Origin of the sequence: Krasilnikovia cinnamomea (assembly GCF_004217545.1) — a bacterium.
In the GTDB taxonomy this organism is placed as follows: Bacteria; Actinomycetota; Actinomycetes; order Mycobacteriales; family Micromonosporaceae; genus Actinoplanes; species Actinoplanes cinnamomeus.
The window spans coordinates 3,522,556-3,543,580 of record NZ_SHKY01000001.1 but is presented as its reverse complement, the minus strand read 5'-3'; the positions used below and the strand labels follow the sequence as shown (position 1 = coordinate 3,543,580).

20 protein-coding genes are annotated in these 21,025 nt (G+C 71.2%); 13 read left to right on the top strand and 7 right to left on the bottom strand.

Annotated elements, in window-relative coordinates; all coding sequences use genetic code 11:
- Window positions 1-26: 26 nt before the first annotated feature.
- The gene (glpK, locus tag EV385_RS16040) at window positions 27-1,544 is read right to left on the bottom strand and encodes a glycerol kinase GlpK (RefSeq protein ID WP_130510183.1); all 1,518 of its coding nucleotides are present in this window, start codon (window positions 1,542-1,544) and stop codon (window positions 27-29) included.
- Window positions 1,545-1,678: 134 nt separating this feature from the next.
- On the opposite strand from glpK (EV385_RS16040), the gene EV385_RS16035 reads away from it, so the two are divergent.
- Window positions 1,679-2,446 (top strand): IclR family transcriptional regulator, encoded by a 768-nt coding sequence (locus tag EV385_RS16035; protein ID WP_130510182.1) that lies wholly within the window; start codon window positions 1,679-1,681, stop codon window positions 2,444-2,446.
- Window positions 2,447-2,465: 19 nt separating this feature from the next.
- Entirely contained in the window at window positions 2,466-3,986 is a 1,521-nt protein-coding gene (gene glpK, locus EV385_RS16030) for a glycerol kinase GlpK (RefSeq protein ID WP_130510181.1), read from the top strand.
- 58 nt (window positions 3,987-4,044) lie between these two features.
- Here glpK (EV385_RS16030) and EV385_RS16025 read toward each other — a convergent pair whose 3' ends face one another.
- Window positions 4,045-5,625, bottom strand: a complete 1,581-nt coding sequence (locus tag EV385_RS16025) for an RICIN domain-containing protein (protein WP_165449504.1) — start codon at window positions 5,623-5,625, stop codon at window positions 4,045-4,047.
- Window positions 5,626-5,846: 221 nt separating this feature from the next.
- Entirely contained in the window at window positions 5,847-6,206 is a 360-nt protein-coding gene (locus tag EV385_RS16020; protein WP_130510179.1) for a helix-turn-helix domain-containing protein, read from the bottom strand.
- A gap of 173 nt (window positions 6,207-6,379) precedes the next feature.
- Here EV385_RS16020 and EV385_RS34320 point away from each other — a divergent pair, with 173 nt between their 5' ends.
- Window positions 6,380-7,009, top strand: a complete 630-nt coding sequence (locus tag EV385_RS34320; protein WP_207229846.1) for a hypothetical protein — start codon at window positions 6,380-6,382, stop codon at window positions 7,007-7,009.
- Window positions 7,010-7,311: 302 nt separating this feature from the next.
- On the top strand, window positions 7,312-9,273 hold the full coding sequence (locus EV385_RS16010; protein ID WP_130510178.1) for a S8 family serine peptidase: 1,962 nt from the start codon (window positions 7,312-7,314) through the stop codon (window positions 9,271-9,273).
- A 76-nt stretch (window positions 9,274-9,349) separates the two neighbouring features.
- Here the strand turns inward: EV385_RS16010 and EV385_RS16005 are convergent, their stop codons facing one another.
- Window positions 9,350-9,916: a 3'-5' exonuclease family protein gene (locus tag EV385_RS16005; protein WP_130510177.1), complete on the bottom strand. Its 567-nt coding sequence runs from the start codon at window positions 9,914-9,916 to the stop codon at window positions 9,350-9,352.
- A gap of 135 nt (window positions 9,917-10,051) precedes the next feature.
- Here EV385_RS16005 and EV385_RS16000 point away from each other — a divergent pair, with 135 nt between their 5' ends.
- From EV385_RS16000 to EV385_RS15990, 3 genes are all read left to right on the top strand, one after another.
- A complete protein-coding gene (locus tag EV385_RS16000; protein ID WP_130510176.1) occupies window positions 10,052-10,768 on the top strand; it encodes an HAD family hydrolase in 717 nt (238 codons plus the stop codon).
- A gap of 227 nt (window positions 10,769-10,995) precedes the next feature.
- Complete coding sequence (locus tag EV385_RS15995) at window positions 10,996-12,192, top strand: hypothetical protein (protein ID WP_130510175.1); 1,197 nt, start codon at window positions 10,996-10,998, stop codon at window positions 12,190-12,192.
- Window positions 12,193-12,250: 58 nt separating this feature from the next.
- On the top strand, window positions 12,251-13,609 hold the full coding sequence (locus EV385_RS15990; RefSeq protein ID WP_130510174.1) for an MFS transporter: 1,359 nt from the start codon (window positions 12,251-12,253) through the stop codon (window positions 13,607-13,609).
- 43 nt (window positions 13,610-13,652) lie between these two features.
- Here EV385_RS15990 and EV385_RS15985 read toward each other — a convergent pair whose 3' ends face one another.
- Window positions 13,653-14,750, bottom strand: a complete 1,098-nt coding sequence (locus EV385_RS15985) for an ROK family transcriptional regulator (protein ID WP_130510173.1) — start codon at window positions 14,748-14,750, stop codon at window positions 13,653-13,655.
- Between the two features lie 56 nt (window positions 14,751-14,806).
- On the opposite strand from EV385_RS15985, the gene EV385_RS15980 reads away from it, so the two are divergent.
- Together EV385_RS15980 and EV385_RS15975 are read left to right on the top strand one after the other, a co-directional pair.
- Entirely contained in the window at window positions 14,807-15,880 is a 1,074-nt protein-coding gene (locus tag EV385_RS15980) for a Gfo/Idh/MocA family oxidoreductase (protein WP_130510172.1), read from the top strand.
- Between the two features lie 88 nt (window positions 15,881-15,968).
- Window positions 15,969-16,289 (top strand): hypothetical protein, encoded by a 321-nt coding sequence (locus EV385_RS15975; protein ID WP_130510171.1) that lies wholly within the window; start codon window positions 15,969-15,971, stop codon window positions 16,287-16,289.
- Between the two features lie 24 nt (window positions 16,290-16,313).
- Here EV385_RS15975 and EV385_RS15970 read toward each other — a convergent pair whose 3' ends face one another.
- Together EV385_RS15970 and EV385_RS15965 are read right to left on the bottom strand one after the other, a co-directional pair.
- On the bottom strand, window positions 16,314-16,952 hold the full coding sequence (locus tag EV385_RS15970) for a flagellar brake protein (RefSeq protein ID WP_165449503.1): 639 nt from the start codon (window positions 16,950-16,952) through the stop codon (window positions 16,314-16,316).
- 180 nt (window positions 16,953-17,132) lie between these two features.
- A complete protein-coding gene (locus EV385_RS15965; RefSeq protein WP_130510169.1) occupies window positions 17,133-18,767 on the bottom strand; it encodes an esterase-like activity of phytase family protein in 1,635 nt (544 codons plus the stop codon).
- A 129-nt stretch (window positions 18,768-18,896) separates the two neighbouring features.
- Here EV385_RS15965 and EV385_RS15960 point away from each other — a divergent pair, with 129 nt between their 5' ends.
- The 4 genes from EV385_RS15960 (at window position 18,897) to EV385_RS15945 (ending at window position 21,022) form a co-directional block, all read left to right on the top strand.
- On the top strand, window positions 18,897-19,655 hold the full coding sequence (locus EV385_RS15960; protein ID WP_130510168.1) for an SDR family NAD(P)-dependent oxidoreductase: 759 nt from the start codon (window positions 18,897-18,899) through the stop codon (window positions 19,653-19,655).
- Window positions 19,656-19,884: 229 nt separating this feature from the next.
- Complete coding sequence (locus EV385_RS15955) at window positions 19,885-20,223, top strand: STAS domain-containing protein (RefSeq protein ID WP_165449502.1); 339 nt, start codon at window positions 19,885-19,887, stop codon at window positions 20,221-20,223.
- A gap of 40 nt (window positions 20,224-20,263) precedes the next feature.
- Entirely contained in the window at window positions 20,264-20,584 is a 321-nt protein-coding gene (locus EV385_RS15950) for an STAS domain-containing protein (RefSeq protein ID WP_130510166.1), read from the top strand.
- 6 nt (window positions 20,585-20,590) lie between these two features.
- A complete protein-coding gene (locus EV385_RS15945; RefSeq protein WP_130510165.1) occupies window positions 20,591-21,022 on the top strand; it encodes an ATP-binding protein in 432 nt (143 codons plus the stop codon).
- The last annotated feature ends 3 nt before the right edge of the window (window positions 21,023-21,025 follow it).

Sequence of the window (21,025 nt, the reverse complement as noted above, 5' to 3'; positions counted from 1 at the left end):
CCTGGTGGGCGGCCGGGCGGGTGCGGTCAGTCGACGTCGACCCAGTCGAGCGTGCGGCGGACGGCCTTGTGCCAACCGGCGTAGCCCTTCTCCCGTTGCTCTTCGGTCCACTCGGGCTGCCAGCACTTGTCTTCGTTCCAGTTCTGGGCGAGTTCGTCGGTGTCGCGCCAGAAGCCGACCGCGAGGCCCGCCGCGTACGCGGCGCCCAGTGCGGTGGTTTCGGCGACGACCGGCCGGGAGACGGTGACGCCGAGGATGTCGGCCTGTAGCTGCATGCAGAGCTCGTTGGCGGTGATGCCCCCGTCGACGCGCAGCACGTCGAGGGTGACTCCGGAGTCGCGGGCCATCGCCTCGATGACGTCGCGGGTCTGGTAGCAGATCGATTCCAACGTCGCCCGCGCCAGGTGCGCGTTGGTGTTGTAGCGGGAGAGCCCGACGATCGCGCCGCGCGCGTCCGATCGCCAGTACGGCGCGAACAGCCCGGAGAACGCCGGGACGAAGTACACGCCGCCGCTGTCGGCGACCTGCCGGGCCAGTGCCTCGCTCTCCGACGCGCCGCTGATGATGCCGAGCTGGTCGCGCAGCCACTGCACGGCGGAGCCGGTGACCGCGATGGAGCCTTCCAGCGCGTACACGGGTTTGTCGGCGCCGAACTGGTAGCACACCGTGGTGAGCAGCCCGCTGCGCGAGCGGACCACCTCGGTGCCGGTGTTGAGGAGCATGAAGTTGCCCGTACCGTAGGTGTTCTTCACCTGGCCGACCCCGAAGCAGACCTGGCCGACCGTGGCGGCCTGCTGGTCGCCGAGGTCTCCGGTGAGCGCGACCTCCCCGCCGAACGGCCCGCCGGACAGGGTGTGGCCGTAGCCCTTGGGGTCGGAGGAGGGGCGGATCTCGGGGAGCATGGCCCGGGGAATGTCGAAGAAGGACAGCAGTTCGTCGTCCCAGTCGAGGGTTTCCAGGTCCATCAGCATGGTGCGGCTGGCGTTGGTGACGTCCGTGATGTGCACGCCGGAGTCGACGCCGCCGGTGAGGTTCCACAGCAGCCAGCTGTCGGTGTTGCCGAACACTGCCTCCCCGGCCTCGGCGGCCGCGCGGACCCCGTCGACGTTCTCCAGGATCCACTGGATCTTCCCGGCCGAGAAGTAGGTCGCGGGTGGCAGACCCGCCTTGCGCCGGATCACCTCGCCGCGCCCGTCGCGCTCCAGCGCTGTCGCGATGCGATCGGTACGGGTGTCCTGCCAGACGATGGCGTTGTAGTAGGGCATTCCGGTGCGGCGGTTCCACACCACGGTGGTCTCGCGCTGGTTGGTGACGCCGAGCGCGGCCAGATCGGTGGCCCGCAGTCCCCGGGCGTGCATCGCGGTGCGGATGACCGAGCAGGTGCGTTCCCAGATCTCCAGCGGGTTGTGCTCGACCCATCCGGCCTGCGGCAGGATCTGCTCGTGTTCGAGCTGGTGACGGCCCACTTCCCGACCCCCGTGATCGAAGATCATGAAGCGGGTGCTCGTCGTGCCCTGGTCCACGGCACCGACGAAGTCAGCCATGCGGGTCTCTCCTCGCGGGTTGTCCGGGTGTCTTCCGGCTTCCGACGCTAGGAAGGGCGAAAACGGCGGTCAATGAAGGCGGTTCGACAATGTCGAACGTTGTCCGGCGATCGCGGCGTGGCTACCATCGCGGGATGCCCGGAAATGTCCAGTCCATCGAGCGCGCGGCGGCGATCCTGCGCCTGCTGGCAGGCGGGCAGGGACGGCTCGGTGTGGTGGAGATCGCACGCTCGCTCGGTCTGCCCAAGGGCACCGCCCACGGCATCCTGCGGACCCTGCAACACGTCCGCTTCGTCGAGCAGGACAAGGCCTCGGGCAAGTACCACCTCGGCGCGGCGCTGCGGCACCTGGACACCAGCTACCTCGACGCCAACGAGCTGCGCTCGCGCGCCATCAACTGGGCCGACCCCCTCGCGGCGCGCAGCGGCGAGGCGGTCCGGGTCGGGGCGCTGCTCGACGGCGAGGTCCTGGTCGTCCACCACGTCTTCCGCCCGGACGACACCCTGCAGACCCTCGACATGGGTACGGTGCTGCCGCCGCACGCGTGCGCGCTCGGCAAGGTGCTACTGGCCTTCGACGCGGCCGCCGAGGCCCAGCTGCTGCGCGGCGAGCTGCAGCCGTACACGCATCGCACCATCGTCGACCGGCGGGCGCTGGCCCGCGCCCTGGCCGAGCTGCGCGAGGCCGGGTGGGGCGTGGACGTGGAGGAGATGACCGTCGGGCAGGCCGGTGTCGCCGCACCCATCCGCGGCCACGGCGGCCTCGTCGTCGGTGCGATCGGGATCACAGGGACGGTCGAGCGCATCTGCGATAGCAAGGGACGGCCAAAACCGAAACTGGTGACGTACGTGGGTGACGCCGCGCGCGCGGTCTCCCGGGACCTCGGCGGCGCACGCTGGTGAGCATCGGACAGGAGCGGCCGTGAGTGAACGCTACGTGCTCTCGATCGACCAGGGCACCACGTCCACCCGGTGCATCGTCTTCGACCAGCGCGGCCATCTGGTCTCGGTGGTGCAGCGCGAGCACCGCCAGTTCTTTCCCAAGCCCGGCTGGGTCGAGCACGACGCCATGGAGATCTGGCAGCACGTCCAGCGCCTCGTGCCCGGCGCGCTGCGCCAGGCCGGGATCACCGCCGAGCAGGTCGCGGCGATGGGCATCACGAACCAGCGCGAGACCATCGTGCTCTGGGACCGCCACACCGGCGTCCCGATCGGCCGGGCGATCGTCTGGCAGGACACGCGGACGGCCGGTCTCGTCGAGGAACTCGGCACCGCACCGGGCGCGGAGCTGGTCCGGCAGCGCTGCGGACTGCCGTTCGCCCCTTACTTCTCCGGGCCGCGGGTGCACTGGCTGCTCGAGCACACGCCCGGCCTGCGTAACCGCGCCGAGCGTGGCGAGGTGCTGCTCGGCACGATGGAGAGCTGGCTGATCTGGAACCTCACCGGCGGGACGGACGGCGGCATCCACGTCACCGACGTCACCAACGCCAGCCGCACGATGCTGATGGACATCCGGTCGCTTCAGTGGGACCCCGGCGCGCTGTCGTTCTTCGGCATCCCCGCCTCGATGCTGCCGGAGATCCGCTCATCGGTGCGGGTGTTCGCGCCGGCGCGGGCGGTGCTGCCCGGCGTACCCATCGCGGCGGCCCTGGGTGACCAGCAGGCCGCGCTGTTCGGCCAGACCTGCTTCGCGCCCGGTGACGCGAAGTGCACCTACGGCACGGGCGGCTTCCTGCTCCTCAACACCGGCACCCACCTGGTGGAATCGACCCACGGTCTACTCAGTACGGTCGCCTACCAGATCGGCGAGCAACCGGCCGTGTACGCGCTGGAGGGCCCGATCGCGGTGACCGGTTCGCTGGTGCAGTGGGTCCGCGACGGGCTCGGGCTGATCGGCAGCGCCCCGGAGATCGAGACCCTCGCCCGGAGCGTGCAGGACAACGGCGGCTGCTACATCGTGCCCGCGTTCTCCGGGCTGTTCGCCCCGCACTGGCGCAGTGAGGCGCGCGGCGTGATCGTGGGGCTGACCTCCTACATCACCAAGGGCCATCTGGCCCGCGCGGTGCTGGAGGCGACCGGCTGGCAGACCCGCGAGGTGGTCGACGCGATGAACGCCGACTCCGGCCTCGCCCTGCGCAGCCTCAAGGTGGACGGCGGCATGACCTCGGACAACCTGCTCATGCAGTTCATCGCGGACGTGCTCGACGTGCCGGTCGACCGGCCCATGGTGGCCGAGACGGTCTCGCTGGGCGCGGCGTACGCGGCCGGGCTCGCGGTCGGCTACTGGCCGGATCTCGACGCGCTGAGCGACCACTGGCACCGGGCGGCGCAGTGGCTGCCCCGGATGGACCCGGCTCATCGCGCCGAGGAGTACGACAACTGGCAGCGGGCGGTGCGGCGCACGTTCGACTGGCAGAAGCCCCGCCCGGCGCCGTCGCCGTGACTGGTCGGTGGTGGCCCACTGGGCCACCACCGAACGATCGCCGCCGGCTGGCTCGGTGTTACAGGCGCCAGGACTGGTCGGTGGCGCTGGCGTCGCAGGAGAACTGGGCCAGGTGGGCGCCGGGTTCCTTGGACGCGCCCACGATGGCCAGGCACTTGTCGCTGGTGCGGTTGCGCAACAAGGTCAGGCCCCGCGCGTCGAGGTCCACGTACCACTGCTGTTCGCCGTGGTTTTCCTGGCACCGCCACTGCAACGCGTGCGCGCCGTCGTCCTTCGAGCCGCCGCCGATGGCCAGGCACTGCCCGCTGCGGTCGTTGCGGATCTCCACGTAACCGCCCGTCGTGGCGCGCAGCTGCCACTCCGCGTCGTTCGCGTCGTCGCAAGCCTGCTGCACCGCGTGTGCGCCGTTCGCGGTCACCGCGCCGGTGCCCGCGCAGAGGCTGCTGAACGCGTTCTTCACGCCCTTGCCACGGTTACGCCACTTGACCGTCCACTTCTGTTCCTTGCCCTCGGTGCAGGGCCATTGCAACGCGTGCGCTCCGTCCTCGACCGCGCTGTTGCCGATCGCCAGGCACTGGCCACTGTTGGCGTTGCGCAGCCGGGTTTCACCCCGGGCGTTCCGGTCCAGCAGCCACTGCTGCTCGGCGTGCCCGCTCTGGCAGGTCCACTGGAGCGCGTGGGCGCCCTTCTCCTTCGATCCGCCGCCGATCGCCAGGCACAGCCCACTGTGATCGTTGCGGATCTCGTACCGGCCGTCACCCACGGCGTTGAGCCGCCAGTCCTGATCCGCCCCGCCCGTGCAGCTCCACTGGACGGAGTGAGTGCCGTTGCTGGTGGAACTGCCCGGGATCGCCAGGCACTTCTGACTGTTGTCGTTGAGCACGATCGCCACCTTGGCCGCGGCCGCCTGCTCATCGATCCATCCGGCCAGGTCGTCGACCCGCGTCTGCGTGGCGCCCGTCGCGCCGCCGGTGTCGCCCAGGCAGCCGCCCTGACCCGCCGCCGTCGTGATCGCGACCAGCTCGGCCAAGTCACCGGAGACGCGCAGGCCCGGACCGCCCGCATCCCCCTTGCAGGGACCCGGCTGAGCGTCATCCTTGGCCGCGACCTCGACCTGCGGCCCGCTCACCGCGGTCACGGTGAACTGGCCCGTGTGCGCCGCGTCGGGCACCCACTGATCGCGGGTACGCCCGTAGCCGGCGATGTGCAGCACGTCGCCGCTCGCCGGGGCGGCCGTGGCCACCCTGACCGGCGGGGTGTCCACCGCGGCGGCCAGCTTGACCAGCACCACGTCCCGCTGCGGGTGAGGCACCACCTGCGTCACGGACACCACCACGCCCGGACCGGTACGGGCGATGTTCGCGCCGCCGAGCGTCACCTTCGTGGCCCGCGCCGGCGCCCCGGCGTTCACGGCCTGCCCACCGGCACCGAAGCACTGCTTGGCGGTCAGCACCCACCACGGGTCCACCAGCGAACCCGTGCAGGCGACCCCGCCGCCGCTGGGGTCACCGACATGCACCTTCGCCACGAACCCGCGCGCGCCGTCACCGGCACCCGGCTCCGCCGCGACCGCCGCGGACCCGGGCACGACGGACGCGCCCAGCAAACCCACCATCAACAGACCGGACCACAACCGCACCGGCAGAACCTCCCCGTTTGAAACACCGCGACACCGTTCCGGGTCGCTCGGCATTCGGAAGGTGGTGGCAGCACGGTCGCCCGGCCGCTCGCCCCTGAGACCCCGATCGGGCTCCTTCCGAAGGCATCAGCACATGCACATACACGCCAGGCGTCGATGCCGGGACCACGGTATGGATCATGACGCGACCGCGCCACCTCCGGTGACCTGCACCACCGCCGTCAGTTCGACCGGTCGACGCTGAGCATGGACTGGACCAGGGCCAGCACGTGGCGGCGGTCGGTCGCGTCGAGCCGGGTCAGCGCCGCGACGAGCAGTTTGAGCTCGGGGTCGGCGGCGGACTCCTGCCAGGTGGCGAGCCCGGCCGCGGACGCCGCGGCCGCATGCACCACACCCACCGGTACGGTCAGGCCCTCGGCGAGCCCTTCCAGGGTCGCGCGGTGCGGGGGCCGGCGCAGGTTCTTAGCCGTGGCGAGATGGTGGACCGTCGAGCGGGGAATCCCGCCCCGGCGCGCCACGTCGGCGTACGACCAGCCCCGCTCCGCCATCCGGTCGCGGATGAGCTGTTGTAGAGGGTTCATCGGACACCCCGTAGTCGTGATCACCGCTGAAGGGTTTCACATTTTACCCACGCAAATATCAAATGTATCGAAAGCCGTCTAAGCCTTGTTCCTCCTTACCACCACGCGTAGCGTCCGATATCGATGGACGTTCTGTCCAGGAAGATCGGACGTTGGGAGGAACGATGTCAGCGATGACGTACGCACCTACCATGCCAACAGCCAACCCGGGCCAGATGCCCGGCGGCTGGGGCGACAACGGCAGCGCGTACGGCCCACAACAGGGTGGCCCCCGGTTCGGCCCGGAGCAGATGCAGCACGCACAGCAGCAGCTGGCGCACCGCATCGCCCAGCAGCTGATCCGCCAGCAGGTTCTGCAGGTGCTGGCGCAGCAGCCCGGCCTCACCCAGCAACTGGAGCAGATGACCCTCATCCAGCAGCAGGCGCAGTCCCACCCGCTGGTGCAGGTGCTCGCCCAGCAGCCCCAGCTGCAGCAGGTAGCACAGCAGGTCATCCAACAGCTCACCTACTCCGGGGTGCTCCAGCTCGCCCAGCAGGTCGCCCAGCAACTGGTGCAGCAGCAGCTCATCCAGCAGCAGGCCACGCAACAGCAGCAGTTCGGCCAGCAACAGCAGTTCACTCAGCAGTACGGCACCGGGCAGCAGGGCTGGGGCCAGCAGTACGGCATCGGACAGCAGCAGGGCTTCGGACCGCAGCAGGGCTTCGGACCGCAGGGCCTGGGCCAGCAGGGCTTCGGCCAGCCCGGCTTCGGTCAGCAGCAGCAGTCCCCGTACGCCTTCTCCGGCGGCCAGTTCGGCCGGTAGCGGGTCTCGTCCCGCCGGACACCGCGATCGCCGTCGGGCCCGCGTCCCATCAGGACCGCCCGGCACGCGCGTACACCTCAGGTGATCGACCCCCGATCGGTGGATGACGCCCGCGCGCGCACCGACGCCCACTCCCGATCGCGGTGACCGGCGAACGACACCTCAGCAGAGCTGGGCCGCCGCCCCGCGGCCCAGCTCCCCGCCGGCCGAGCCGGCGAGCGGACCCTCGCGCTGAGCCGGTAGGGCCGGGGCACAGCCGCACGGCCCGGGCCCAGCGCCACAGAAGCGGAAGGAGTATCGCCATGGCCGAACACGGCCAGGCTCCCGGTACCGGCCAGCCGAAGGGGCGGCCCGACAAGGCCGCGGACCGGCGGGCCGAAGCAGCCTCAGCGGCGCCGCCACCCGGCGGCCGATCCGGCACCGGCGGGGACCCGTCGCGGCGGACGGAGCCGAGCAGGCCACGCGATCACGCCACCGGCAGCCGCGGCCCCACCGCGGCCGAAGGCGGCGAGCACCCCGAAACCCTCCGGCCCCGCCCCGAGCGGTATCTGGTCGCTCCGACCGGCTGGGCCTCCCTCACCACCGTAGGACGCGCCGGACCCACCGACCCGGCCGCGGACGCACAGCACCTCATCGAGGCGCTGCAGCGCAACCCCGACCTGAAGGTGCTACGCGTCATCCGCAGCACCGAACAGCCACCCACCGGCGGCACCCCGCCGATCTACCGGCCCGGCAGCCGGTTCCCGGCCGTCGCCGTGGTTGAGGCGACCCCGGAGCAGGCGGCGATCCTGGCCGCGCGGCCCGAGTTCCACGTCGACATCGACCACCCGCTGACCCAGGACGAACCGCTGCCGCCGTGGACGCGAATCCCCGGCACGGGCACCCTCGACGATGCGGTGCCGATCCGGTTCCAGGTGCGCGACGACCGCGGCGAGGCGCTGCCCGACGCGATGGTCTACGTACACGGCGGCCGCTACCCGGTCGTCGCCAGAACCGGCGCCGACGGCACCGCGGAGCTGACCGTCCCGGTCGGCTCGCTCGACGCCGTACGCGGCGTGTACGTGCGCCCCCACGCCGACTGCTGGAGCACGGTCGTCGACCGGCCCCACCTGTCCGGCACCGAGGTCAACACCGTGGCGTGCCGGCGGCTCGACACCACCGCGAGTGAGCGCCACGGCGACGGCTGGGCGCGCCGCGCGATGGGCTTCGACCGGCTGCCACCGACATACCGGGGGCACGGCGTACGGATAGCGGTCATCGGATCCGGAGTGGACGCCGGGCGTCTCGACGCCGCCGAAGGCATCATGGGCGGCATCGACGTGGTCGGTCAGGACGAGAAGTCCTGGGACCAGGACTCGATCGGACGCGCCACCCACCACGTCGCGCTGATCCTCGGGCACGACGGGGACCAACTGGTCGGCCTGGCCCCCGAGGCCGAGGTGCACGTCTGCCGGGTGCTGCCCGGCGGGCGGCTCAGCGACCTGATCGAGGCGCTCGACTACTGCATCGCCCAGGAGGTCGACGTCATCGACCTCGGCACGTACACGGGCGGCGCGGCCGGGCTCGTGGCGCACAAGCTGGAGGAGGCCCGACAGGCCGGCATCCTCTGCGTGGCCGCGGCCGGCGACACCGGCGGCCCGGTGATGTTCCCCGGCACGGCACCGGCCGCGCTCACCGTGGGCGCCATCGGACAACTGGGCACCTGCCCGCCGGAAAGCCCGCACATCTCCCAGCTGTCCGGGATGCCGACACCCGAAGGGTTCGTGGCCGCCCGGTTCAGCAGCGCCGGACCCGAGGTCGACCTCTGCGCGCCCGGCGTCGGCATCGTCTCGGCGGTGGCGCCCGAGGGCCGCGCGGCCCTCGACGGCACGGGCATCGCGGCCACCCACGTCGCGGCACTGGCCGCACTGGTCCTCGCCCACCACCCGGACTTCCGGTACGGGTTCGGAATGCGCGGCCCGGCCCGGGTGCAGCGGCTGGCACAGCTGCTCAAGGCGAGCTGCCGTCCCCTCAGGGGAATCGACCCGTACCGGTGCGGCGCCGGAATGCCGGACGCGGCCGTCGCGGTCGGACTGGTTCCCTACTGGACAACGGTCGGAGTCCCCGAGGCCACCGCGCCCATGCCGGGCGGCCCCACCGGCGTCCGGTATGACCAGCCCAACCCGGCAGCCGCTCGACACGGGTACCCGCAGATGCCACCGGACGTGGTGACGCTGGCGGCGGTGCGGGCCGCCGGATTCCTGGTCCCCGAGCCGGACGAGTGACCGTACGGAACCCGTGGCTCGCGAGCCGAACGGTGCGGCCGGACGGACCCAGGCGGTCCATCCGGCCGCACCGTGATCACGGTCGCGTTTGCGGATTGGCGGCCAGCATCGCGCAGAACAGCGCGCCTTGCTCGATCGCGTCGTCGAGTGCGACGTGACTGTGCGGGGAGCCGTCGAACCAGGCGCGCGGCATGTTGCGCTTCACCGTCTCCCGGAACGGCATGCCCAGCAGGGCCATCGCGTACGACTTGAGGTCCAGCGCCGAATGCGAGAACGGGCTCGCTCCGGTGAATCGAATCAGGTACCAGTAGACGAACATGAAGTCGAAGGCGGCGGGGTAGCCGACGAACACCGGCCGCCCGGGCAGCCGCTCGAGCCAGTCCCGGTAGGCGACCATGGCGACGGCCGGATCCTGCTGTTCGGTCCGGCATGCCGCCCACGCCTGCGGTTGGGTAGCCCACCACGCCATGGCGCTGTCGTCACCGCCCGCGCCGGGCAGCGTGCACAGGTTCGCGCTGAACGTACCCAGCAGTTTCTTGTCGCTGCCGTACGCCGCCGACGCGAAGCTCAGCATCGAGTGCGGTCCGGGGATCGGGCCGTCCGTCTCGACGTCCGTACTGACGTAGATCTCGGGTCGTGGCACGGCACGCACCGTACGGCAAGCCGGTGCCGCCCGCGACCGGATTCAATCCCCGGAGGACCACGCCCTTGAATGCAGCGGCGAAACGTGGCCCTTTGGAGATCGGTCCAGCCTTGACCAGCGTGGGAGGATCCCGACGTGGAACTTCGTGACCGTGGTCTCGTGGTTTGGGATGTAGACGGAACGCTGATACCGGCTGACCTCCGATGGCTTCGCCGGTCGATCGCCAAGGCTTACGGCCTTGCCAAGGCGGACGTCACCTTTCCCGACAGGAAGGTGCACGGATATACGGATGAGTCGATTGTCATTGACACCGCTGTCGCTTCCGGTGTTTCCCCTGCGGAAGCAGAAGACGGGATCGGCCGGTTCCATGACGCCCTCACCACCGTGATGACCGACGGCCGCGACGAAATGATTCGGGTTCAGGCCCCGTACCCGGGGGCAGCGGAGAGCATCGCCGCACTTCATCGAAGTGGCTACCGACAAACAGTGCTAACCGGCAACCTTCGGAGCGCCGCCGAGTTCAAACTCGGTAGGCTCGGCCTCGATCACCATCTTGATCTCAGAATCGGTGCGTTCGGATCGGATGATCGAGATCGTTTCCGCCTACCGGACGTGATTTCCCATCGCTTCGCACAGGTTTGTGGGACCCCATTGGAGGCGCGCCGAACCGTTGTCATCGGTGACGCCCCGAACGACATCGCGTGCGCACGGCGCGCGGGATTCTCGGTTGCCGTGGTCACGCACCGAGCCACCCGAGAGGAGCTGGCCGAATACAAGCCTGACGCAATTCTCAGTCGCCTGCAAGCGAACGAGGTTGTTTCAGTGATTCGATCCTTGCTCCACGACGGCTGAGCCCGAGCAGGGTCTAGGCCGCGCCCATCCTTCGATCCAGCTCGCCGACTGCAGGCTCCCCGTTCCACTGAGCGAGCCGCTGCCGAGCCCGCCAGATACCCCGAGGCCCGCCCGGTGGGCGGCCCTCGGAGCCCTGTGCGTTCCGCTGCGTTTCCCCCCAAGATCAGCAACGGGTACGGTGCAGCGTCGATCGATGTTCGTGACGTGTGCGGCAAGGAGTGGCCCCGGTGATCACAGATCAGGTGGAGTCGGCCGGTACGGCTGCGATTCCGGCGCCGCGAACGCTCGAACTGCTCCGCGCGCAGCGGCCCTGGTTGCGCGGCCTGCTGGTGGCGGTGGCGCTGTACCTGGCACTGCGCGTCGGCACGCTGCTGGTGCTCGACACGTACGCGGAGGCCGACCCGGACCATCCCACGCTGCGCAGCCTGCTCACCGGCTGGGACGCCGTCTGGTACGGCGGGATCGCCGAGCACGGCTACGACGAGGCGATCCCCCTCGGCAAGGACGGCGAGCCCGAGCTCACCAACCTCGCGTTCTTCCCGCTGTACCCCGCGCTGGTGGCCGCCGCGAAGTTCCTGCTGCCGATCCACCTCACCACCGCCCTGCTGCTGGTGGCCTGGGCGTGCGGGCTCACCGCGGCCGCCGCCCTGTACGCCGTCGGTGCGCACCTGCGCGACCCCCGCACCGGGGTCCTGCTCGCCGCGCTGTGGGCCGTCCTGCCGCACGGCGTGATCGAGTCCATGGGCTACAGCGAACCGCTGTTCACCACTCTCGCGGCCGGCGCGCTGCTGGCCGTGCTGCGCCGCAACTGGCTGACCGCGGGGGCGCTGTGCCTACTGGCCGGGTTGACCCGGCCCACCGCAGCGGCGCTCGTACTCGCCGTCGGACTCGCCGCGCTGGTGCAGGTGTGCCGGGAACCGGCCCGGTGGCGCGCGTGGTGCGCGATGCTGCTCGCCCCGGTCGGCCTGCTCGGCTACCTCGCCTGGGTGGGTCTGCGCCTGGGCCGCGCCGACGGCTACTTCTACGTGCAGAGCGTCGTCTGGAACATGAGCTTCGACGGTGGCGGCTACACCCGCCAGAGCGCCAACGCGGCCCTGCTCGGCAAGCAACCGCTGGAGTTCGCCGAGGTCACCCTGGTCCTGCTGATCGCGGTGCTGCTGTTCGTCGTGGCCCTCGGCGAGCGGCTCCCCTGGCCACTGCTGGTGTACGCCGGCGCCTGCCTGGCCATCGTCCTGACCGGTGACGGCTTCTACTGGGCGAAGGCCCGCCACCTGATGCCGGCGTTCCCGCTCCTGCTGCCCGTCGCGTACGCGATGGTCCGCAGCCGCAACCGCACCGTGCCGTACGCGGTGATCGGCGGGATGGCCGTGTTCTGCGCCTTCTGGAGCGTCCACCTCAATCTCACCTGGGACCACTCCTTCTGAGGCGCGCCGTCTGGGAGCGTCACCGGACATCCACGGCGGGAGGCCATACCGTCGGCACATGAGTGTCATCCAGGGCGACCGGCGGACCTTCTACCAGTTGCTGGTGAGCACCCTGCTGGTATCGGTGATCAACTTTACGGTCTGGTTCGCGATCACCTTCTACGTCTACCTGCAGACCCGTTCGGTGTTCGCCACCGGCGTGATCGCCGGGATCTTCCTGGTGCTGACCGCGACCACCGGCATCTGGTTCGGCAGCCTGGTCGACCACCACGCCAAGAAGACGATGATGCAGGTGTCGGCGCTGGCGTCCCTCGCGTTGTACGCCGTCGGTTTCGCGATCTACCAGCTCTCCCCGCCCGCGTCGTTCACCGACCCGACCAGCATGCGGCTGTGGGCGCTGATCATCGCGCTGATGCTCGGCGTCATGGCGGGCAACATCCGCACCATCGCGCTGCCGACGCTGGTGACGGTGCTCATCTCCGAGGACACGCGGGACCGGGCCAACGGCCTGGTCGGCACGACCTCCGGGGTCTCCTTCCTGGTCACGTCCGTGATCAGCGGGGTGCTCGTGGCGGCCGGGGGCATGTTCTGGGTGCTGGTGCTGGCCTTGGCGGTGCTGGCCGTCGCCGTGCTGCACCTGGCCCTGGTCGCGGTGCCGAAGGCGCCCACCGGCGCGCACGCGGACGACACCGGCGGGCACCGGATCGATCTGCGCGGCACCATCGGGGTGGTGCGCGAGGTGCCCGGGCTGATGGCGCTGATCTTCTTCTCCGCGTTCAACAACTTCCTCGGCGGCGTCTTCATGGCGCTGATGGACGCGTACGGGCTGTCGTTGATGTCGGTCCAGGCGTGGGGTCTGCTCTGGGGCATTTTGAGTACGGGCTTCATCGTCGGCGGGCTGCTCGTCGCGCGCACCGGCCTGGGCGCGAATCCGGTGTGGCTGCTGCTGATGGTCAACGTCGTGCTGTGGGGCGTCACCGTGGTGTTCCCGCTGCGCTCGTCCATCGTCCTGCTGGCCGCGGGCATGTACGCGTACATGCTGCTCATGCCGTACGCGGAGGCGGCCGAGCAGACGGTGCTGCAGAAGGTGGTGCCGTTCGAGCGGCAGGGGCGGGTCTTCGGCTTCGCGCAGAGCGTCGAGCAGGCCGCCTCACCGCTGACCGCGTTCCTGATCTCGCCGATCGCCCAGTTCGTGTTCATCCCGTTCATGACGGTGGGGTGGGGGGCGCAGACGATCGGCGGCTGGTTCGGCACGGGCGCCGAGCGCGGGCTGGCGCTGGTGTTCGTGCTGACCGGCGTCGTCGGGCTGGTGGCGACGATCGCGGCGCTGCGCAGCCGTCCGTACCGGAATCTGAGCCGTCGTTATCTGCTGGGTCCGGCGGGTGCCGCCGAGCCCAGCCCCGCGGATCAGGGTTGAGTCGACTCGTCGACCGTCACGGCTCCGCCTGGGTGATGGTGACTCACGGGACGGCGTCGAACAGCGGTGCCAGCATCAGCGCCGCCGCGCCCGTGGCGACCGCGTCGGCGCCCGCGGCGGTCACCGTGACGCCCACCCGCTGCCGGTCGGGCTCGGGCAGGTGAGCGTCGATCGCCCCGGCCACCTCCTGCGAATATCGCCCGGCGGCGGCGAGGGCGACCGGACCGCCCACGACGATGTGCTCGATGTCGAGCAGCCGCACCAGGTTGGCCGAGGCGATCCCGACCAGCCGCGCCGCGCCCGCGACGTCCCCGGCGTCGACCGCCGCCCGGCACAGCGCCTCCAGGCACCCCCGGTTGCCGCACGCGCAGACCGGCCCGTCCAGCTGGATGATCTGGTGGCCGAACTCGCCGGCGAGGGTCCGCCGTCCGCGATGGACCCGGCCGCCGAGGACGAGACCGGCGCCGAGCCCGGGCCCGTGATAGACGTACGCGAAGCTGCCCGGCAGCGCGGCGCCGGAAAGGCATTCGCCCAGGGCGGCGGCGTTGGTGTCCTTGTCCAGGATGACCGGTGCGCCGAGCCGTTGCGCGGCCACGGCCCGCAGCGGGAAGCCGTCCCAGGCGGGCAGCCCGGTCACCCGGTGCAGGACGCCGGTGCCGTGGTCGAGCGGGCCGGGGCAGGCGATGCCCACGCCCAGCATCCGGCCGGTGTCGCCCGCGTCGGCCAGCACGGCCCGGACCGCGTCGACCACGGCATCCAGGGCCTGCTGCGGACCGGCGCTCATCCCGTACGGAACATGCCGCCGGGCGACCGCGCGACCGGACAGGTCGGTGCGGACGACGGTGGCGTCGGCACGGTCGAGGTGCACCCCGACGGCGTGGCGCGCGGCGGGGTCCAGCCGCAGCAACGTACGCGGCTTGCCGCCGGTGTCGCCCGACCGACCGGCCTCGGTGACGAGGCCGTCGTCGCGGAGCCGGTTGACGATCTTGGTGATGGCCTGGGCGGTGAGCCCGGTCCGTCCGGCCAGCTCGACCCGGCTGATGCCGTCGGCCCCGCGCACGAGATCGAGCACGAGGGCGGCGTTGTGGTCCCGGACGACCGGCAGGTTGGCGCCCGCGGCGCCCCGGACTGCGCTGGGCATGGTGACCATTCTGGCCCACGCTTGCCGTAAGTCAACAGTGTTGATTAACTGGCCGCATGAGCACACCGACCCTGCGCGTCGGGCTGATCGGCTACGGCCTGGCCGGCGCGACGTTCCATGCCCCGTTCATCAGCACCACCCCCGGCCTGCGCCTGAGCGCGGTGGTGACGGCGAACCCCGACCGGCGCGGCCAGGTGGCCCACGACCACCCGGACGCCGAGATCCTCGCCGACGCCGACGCGCTCTGGGCGCGGGCCGCCGACCTCGACCTGGTCGTGGTGGCCACGCCCAACCGCAGTCACGTACCGCTGGCCCGGGCCGCCCTGCAGGCGGGGCTCCCGGTCGTGGTCGACAAGCCCCTCGCGGCCACCGCCGCCGACGGGCAGGACCTGATCGACCTCGCCGCCGCCCGCGGCCTGCCGCTGACGGTGTTCCAGAACCGACGCTGGGACAGCGACTACCGCACCGCCCGCCGCCTGGTCGCCGACGGCGCGCTCGGCGAGATCCTGCGGCTGGAGTCCCGGTTCGAGCGGTGGCGCCCCACACCGGGCACCGGCTGGCGCGAGGGCGACGACCCGGCCGACGCCGGTGGCCTGCTCTACGACCTCGGCAGCCACCTCATCGACCAGGCACTGCACCTGCTCGGCCCGGCCACCGAGGTGTACGCCGAGCTGGAGCGCCGCCGACCCGGCGCGCGCGTGGACGACGACGCGTTCGTGGCCCTGCGCCACGCGGGTGGGGCCCGCTCCCACCTGTGGATGAGCGCTGTCGCCGCCGACCTCGGGCCCCGGCTGCGGCTGCTCGGCGACCGCGCCGCCTTCACGATCTACGGCCTGGACGGCCAGGAGAGCGCGCTGCGCGCCGGGCGGCTGCCGGTCGGCCCGGACTGGGGCCGGGAGGATTCCGAGCGGTGGGGACGGCTGACCACGGACGGCGCCAGCCGGACCGTGCCCAGCGAGCCCGGCGCGTACCAGGACTTCTACGCGGGAGTGGTGGCCATGCTGCGGGACGGCGCCCCACCCCCGGTCGACCCTCGCGACGCCGTCGCCGCGCTCACCGTCCTGGAGGCCGCCCGACGCTCCGCCGCCGAGCAACGCGTGATCACCCTGCCGGCTGGCGCGTCACACTGAGCGCTCGCCGTGCGCGCAGAACGCATCAACTTCGGCGCCGGGCGGCCGATATCGAGGGGGTTGAGATGCGCGCCCCCGGGAGGAAGCCATGCCGGCACGCTGGTCCGGTCGTCCGGTGCCGGACAACGCCGCGGCCCAGTGGGTCGCCCGCCTGCCCCGAGTGGGCCTGGGCAGCGTCGTCGGCCGGGAGATGATCGTGCAGTCACCGTCGCACGTCCGCAGCGGTGATCTGATCATCTCGGGTGGGGAGCGGTACCGGGTGGACCGGGCCGACCCGCCGGTCAACAACGTCGTCCAGGTCCACCTGGCCTACACCGAGGGACGGCGCAGCCTCTACCTGCACGCCTCGTCGCCGGTGCGGGTCGTGCGCGCCAAGCGGCGCAAACGCCGCCCGGACGCGGCTGCCTGACCCGTCCGCCGGGCGGTCGGCCGCTCATTCGGCGCCACGGCGGCGCTGTTCGAGAAGCTGGCCGAACACGTACTTCCGGATGTTGTCCGCTTCCCTGATCTTCAGGTCGGTGAACGACAGTCCGAGCTCGGTCGGCCGCTCCGCGTCGCCGCGCAGCACCCGGACGACCATCGCCGGTGCGGCCATCGGCTGGCCGGCATCGAATTCGGCGACCACCTGGTCACCCACCTTCACTCCGGCATCCGACAGGACGTTGCAGCGCAGGCCGCCCTCGCTGATGTCGATGGCGATGACCTCGAGCTGTTTGCCCGAGTGCTTCACCACCACCGGCAGGTTCACGCTGGCCCGTACGAAGGCACGCCGCTGACAGCGCGCCGCCGGTGCGGTCAGGCGGACCGTCCAGGCCGGCGCGGGCTGGCGACTCGTCTGCAGCACCTCGACCGGTGCCTGCCGCAGGCTGCCGCCAGCGCCCCAGACGAGCAGACCACCCTCGCCGCTGTCGGGCAGCACGAAGCGCCCGGTGCGGTCGATCGGGTCGGTGAGCAGCACGGTGTCTCCGGTGACGGCGCCGATCACCGCGGCGAGCGGCTCGGTGCGGGAGTCGAGCGTCACGTCGACCAGATCGTTGACGTCCGGGAGGTCTGCCGGGTCAGGGCTACCCACCTGCTCCTCCCTGTCACTGGGTCGAACAACGGCCCGCACGGACACGCATCTACGGGGAAGGATAGAACGCCTACCCGGCATCTCGTCCCAAAACGGGCAATTGTCTGTGCCCGCCGGAGAGCGGCAGGAGCTCCGCCCGGGTTGAGGGGCGGCCCCGGTGGGCCGCCCCTCGGCGCGGGGTCAGGGCACGGTGATGGTGACGGTGGCCGTGCTGGTGGCCGCGGGCAACCTGGTCATGTCGACCGCGAGGAACTCACCGTCGTCCTGGCGGCCGGTGGCCGGGGACACCTTGGCGCGCAGCGTGAACGGTGTGGTGGTGGACTGCGTAAGGCCGTCGATGCCGAAGTCGCTGTCGTTGCTCAGCACCACGTACCGGCCGCCGCGCAGCGCGGCGACGCCCTCGAGCTTGTCGTGGGAGAAGAACTTCGCGGCCGGGTCGAGCGTGGTGAGCAGGCCGGTGACGTCCAGGAACGGCGTCTTGGCGACCGGGGTGATCCCGGCGGCCGCCAGCGTGGCGGTGGCCGTCGCGGTGTCCTGCTTGCCGACGGTCGCCTCGATGCTGGCCCCGTTGACGAGGAGACCGCCCTTGGCCGCGTCGTAGCCGGGCGCGGCCGGTCCGACGTCGGTCGCGCCGGTCACGTCGATCTTCCACAGCTTCTTGTACGCCCCCGGCGGGAACTTGCCGTCGCGCTCGCCCACCAGGAACGTGGTCGGCGACAGCGCGGTGATCTCACTGACCGCGGTGTTGTTGTCCTTCGGGTTGTCCAGCAGGTAGACGTACTCGTGGGTGGCGCGGGTGCGCAGGTCGACCGTGACGATGCGGACCGTGGTGACGTTGCCCGGCTTCTGGGTCAGGTCCGGCTGCTGCAACGCCGACTGCATCACGCCGACCAGGGTCCGCCCGTCCGGGGTGACGGTGAGGCCTTCCATGCCCTTGTTCGGCACCCGGTTGGCGAGCTCGGCGGGCAGGCTGCCGTCGAACGGCGAGAGCCGTTCGAGCTGGCGGCCACGCGCGTCGAAGTGGGTGAGCAGCGGCCCGTACTCGTCGGAGACCCAGAACGTGCCGTCGCGCAACGCGACCAGGCCCTCGGAGTCGTAGCCGGTCGGGTCCGCCGGCAGCGGGTTGCCGTTCAGGTCGGTGATGGTCTCGCCGGTGTCGGCCTGGCTGTTGAGACGCCCCGTGTACGGGGTGCCGTCCGGCAGCTTCAGCGTGATGGTCTTCACCAGCACCGCGCGGCCGTCGCGGGTGAGCCGGAACCGGCCGATCTGCGGGTGGAAGTCCGGCAGCGGCTCGACCTTCGAGGAGTTCGGCCCGTCCACGTTGGGGCCCCGGTCGGTGAGGCCGTAGAACTCGGTCGGCGAGCCGGGCACGGGGACCAGCGCGGAGCCGTACCCGCCGCCGGTGACGGTGACACCGCCGATGGTGGCCAGCGGCGGCAGGTGCGTCGTGAACAGCCGCACCGCGTCGCTGACCGTGTACGTGAAGGTGTCCGTGCCGTGGAAACCGGCGGCCGGCGCGTACCGGAACGAGCCGTCCGGGTTGAGCGCGAGCGTGCCGTGCGCCGGGTCCGTGTGCGCGACCAGGGTGACCGGTCGCCCGGTGTCGTTGCGCAGCACGCCCCGGCGGGCGTCGACAGTGGTCGCACCGGACAGGCGGTACGTGTCGTCGTGGGCGCGCAGGCCGGGCCGTCCCGGCCATGCCGCCGCGGCGTCGGGAGCGGCCAGGGTGAACGCGAGCAGACCGGCGCCCGCGAGGGCGAGTCCGCGACGCGAAGCGAGCCGCGCGACGGCGCGGCGGAAGGTACGGGAGGTCATGGCCGCAGTCTCGGGCGACGGGGTAGCCGTCGCATGAACGGGGGATGGTCTGCCGACGCCGTCCCGGCCGCTGGTCACATCGAAGGTTGTCACAAGATCCGCACGATACGGCACGTAGGATGACCGCCCATGGCGACCGTTCTGGTGACCGGATCGACGACGGGGCTCGGCGCGGAGGCGGCCCGGCTGCTGGCCGGGCGCGGTCATCGGGTCGTGTGGCATGCGCGCACCGCGCAGCGCGCCGCCGAACTGCCCGGCTCGGCCGAGACGGTCGTCGGTGACCTCGCCTCCCTGGCGCAGACCCGGGACGTCGCCGCGCAGGCCGACAAGTACGGCCCCTTCGACGCGGTCATCCACAACGCCGGGATCAGCGAGCCCGGCGGCCGGGTGCTCACCGAGGACGGACTGGAGCAGACGTTCCAGGTCAACGTGCTGGCCCCGTACGTGCTGACCGCGCTGATCCCGCTGCCGCGCCGGTTGATCTACCTCACCTCGGGGATGGCGGACGGCGGCACCATCGCGCTGGACGACCTGCAACGCGAGCGTCGCCGGTGGAACGCGACCGCCGCCTACTGCGACTCCAAACTGGCCGATCTCGCCCTGGCGTACGCGGTCGCCCGCCGCCTCCCCCGGGTCGTCAGCACCGCGGTCTGCCCGGGCTGGGTGCGTACCCGGATGGGCGGCTCCGGCGCGCCGACCGACGTGCGGACCGGCGCGGAGACGCAGGCGTGGCTGGCCGTCTCGGACGACGAGCGGGCCCTGCGTACGGGCGGCTACTGGCGGCACATGCGCCCGCTGCCGGCCCTGCCCGGCGCCACCGATCAGCGCGTGCAGGACGGTCTCATCGCCGCCTGCGCCGAGCTCAGCGGCGTGCCGTTCCCGCTCTGACGCATTTCTGCGTCTGTTTCGCCGACTTGACGAAGCCCCGCGCCGGACTGCGCCGGGCCCGTTCCGGCCCTGTCCGGCGCGTTGACGCTCTCCGCGACCGGCCGTGAGACTTCTAGATCACGCCGGTTTGTTTCACCCGGCGGGCCAGCGTTTTCGAAACACCGGGAGCACCCATGGGAAGAGCGTCGACATGACGCGCTCGACATTGATTCGGCGCGAAGGAGTGCCCATGCGGGTCGACAAACAGATGGTCGACACCGTCACCGTCGTGAGTCTGACCGGGGACTTGGACGCCCGGTCAGCGCCCGTTGCCCAGCAGGAGCTGTCCGACCTCATCCCGGAATGCACGCCGGTGCTGCTCGACATGAGCGGCGTCGGATACGTGTCCAGCGCAGGTCTGCGGATGATGCTGATGGCGTACCGCCGGGCCCAGCAGTCGGGTACGGCGATCGGCCTGGTGGGTGTTCCCGAAACCCTGCGCACCATTTTGTCCGCCACCGGTTTTCTCCGATTCTTCACGGTGGCGGAAACGATTCCGGAGGCGATTTCCGCCTTGGAGTCCGACTAGGCCCCGGCAGCCGCCGGCGACCGTGAAAAGGGAGATCGAGATGCCACTGACCACCACGTCCACTTCGACCGCCGACTCCGTCGTGATCACCCTCGTTGGCGACCTCGACGCGGCCGGTGCGCCGATTCTCGCCGACGATGTGGAGCGTGCGCTGCAGCGGGACGTGAAGCGCCTGGTGCTGGACCTGAACGAGCTCAACTACCTGTCGTCGGCCGGCCTGCGCCAGCTCGTGTACGCCCAGCAGAAGATGAACGACGACGTGCAGATCGTGCTCGTCGGCGCGAACACCCGGGTCGCCCAGACGATCCGCCTGGTCGGCTTCGACCAGAGCGTCGTCATGACCGACCAGCTCCCGGAGTAAGCACCGGTGCGAACCCTGACGGTGCCCGCCGTCACCGATTCCCTCGCGGCGGTCAATGAGCTGCTGGCGGATCTCATCGGGGCGGCGGGTATGTCGGAGGACACGGCGTACCGGTTGCGGCTGGCGACCGAGGAACTGTTCGTCAACATCGTCCGGCACGGGTACGGGCCGGACGACCGCGGCGGCCGGGTCACCATCGAGGCTGACCTGACCGCCGACGAGGTGTGGGTACGCCTGATCGACACCGCGCCGCCGTTCGATCCGTTCGACGCGCCGGAGCCGACCGGGCTGGACCTTCCGCTGCAGGACCGGGAGCCGGGTTCGCTCGGCCTTTACCTAACCAGACACTCCGTCGACGCGGCATCGCACGAGTACGTCGACGGCGCCAACCGAACCACCGTCGTCATTCGGCGGGAAACGGAAACACAACGGGGATAGGCG

Coding starts and splice junctions, on each gene's coding strand:
- glpK (WP_130510183.1), bottom strand. CDS start 1,544: ATGGCTGACTTCGTCGGTGCCGTGGACCAGGGCACGACGAGCACCCGC.
- EV385_RS16035 (WP_130510182.1), top strand. CDS start 1,679: ATGCCCGGAAATGTCCAGTCCATCGAGCGCGCGGCGGCGATCCTGCGC.
- EV385_RS16020 (WP_130510179.1), bottom strand. CDS start 6,206: ATGAACCCTCTACAACAGCTCATCCGCGACCGGATGGCGGAGCGGGGC.
- EV385_RS34320 (WP_207229846.1), top strand. CDS start 6,380: ATGACGTACGCACCTACCATGCCAACAGCCAACCCGGGCCAGATGCCC.
- EV385_RS16010 (WP_130510178.1), top strand. CDS start 7,312: ATGGCCGAACACGGCCAGGCTCCCGGTACCGGCCAGCCGAAGGGGCGG.
- EV385_RS15990 (WP_130510174.1), top strand. CDS start 12,251: ATGAGTGTCATCCAGGGCGACCGGCGGACCTTCTACCAGTTGCTGGTG.
- EV385_RS15985 (WP_130510173.1), bottom strand. CDS start 14,750: ATGCCCAGCGCAGTCCGGGGCGCCGCGGGCGCCAACCTGCCGGTCGTC.
- EV385_RS15980 (WP_130510172.1), top strand. CDS start 14,807: ATGAGCACACCGACCCTGCGCGTCGGGCTGATCGGCTACGGCCTGGCC.
- EV385_RS15975 (WP_130510171.1), top strand. CDS start 15,969: ATGCCGGCACGCTGGTCCGGTCGTCCGGTGCCGGACAACGCCGCGGCC.
- EV385_RS15965 (WP_130510169.1), bottom strand. CDS start 18,767: ATGACCTCCCGTACCTTCCGCCGCGCCGTCGCGCGGCTCGCTTCGCGT.
- EV385_RS15960 (WP_130510168.1), top strand. CDS start 18,897: ATGGCGACCGTTCTGGTGACCGGATCGACGACGGGGCTCGGCGCGGAG.
- EV385_RS15955 (WP_165449502.1), top strand. CDS start 19,885: ATGCGGGTCGACAAACAGATGGTCGACACCGTCACCGTCGTGAGTCTG.
- EV385_RS15950 (WP_130510166.1), top strand. CDS start 20,264: ATGCCACTGACCACCACGTCCACTTCGACCGCCGACTCCGTCGTGATC.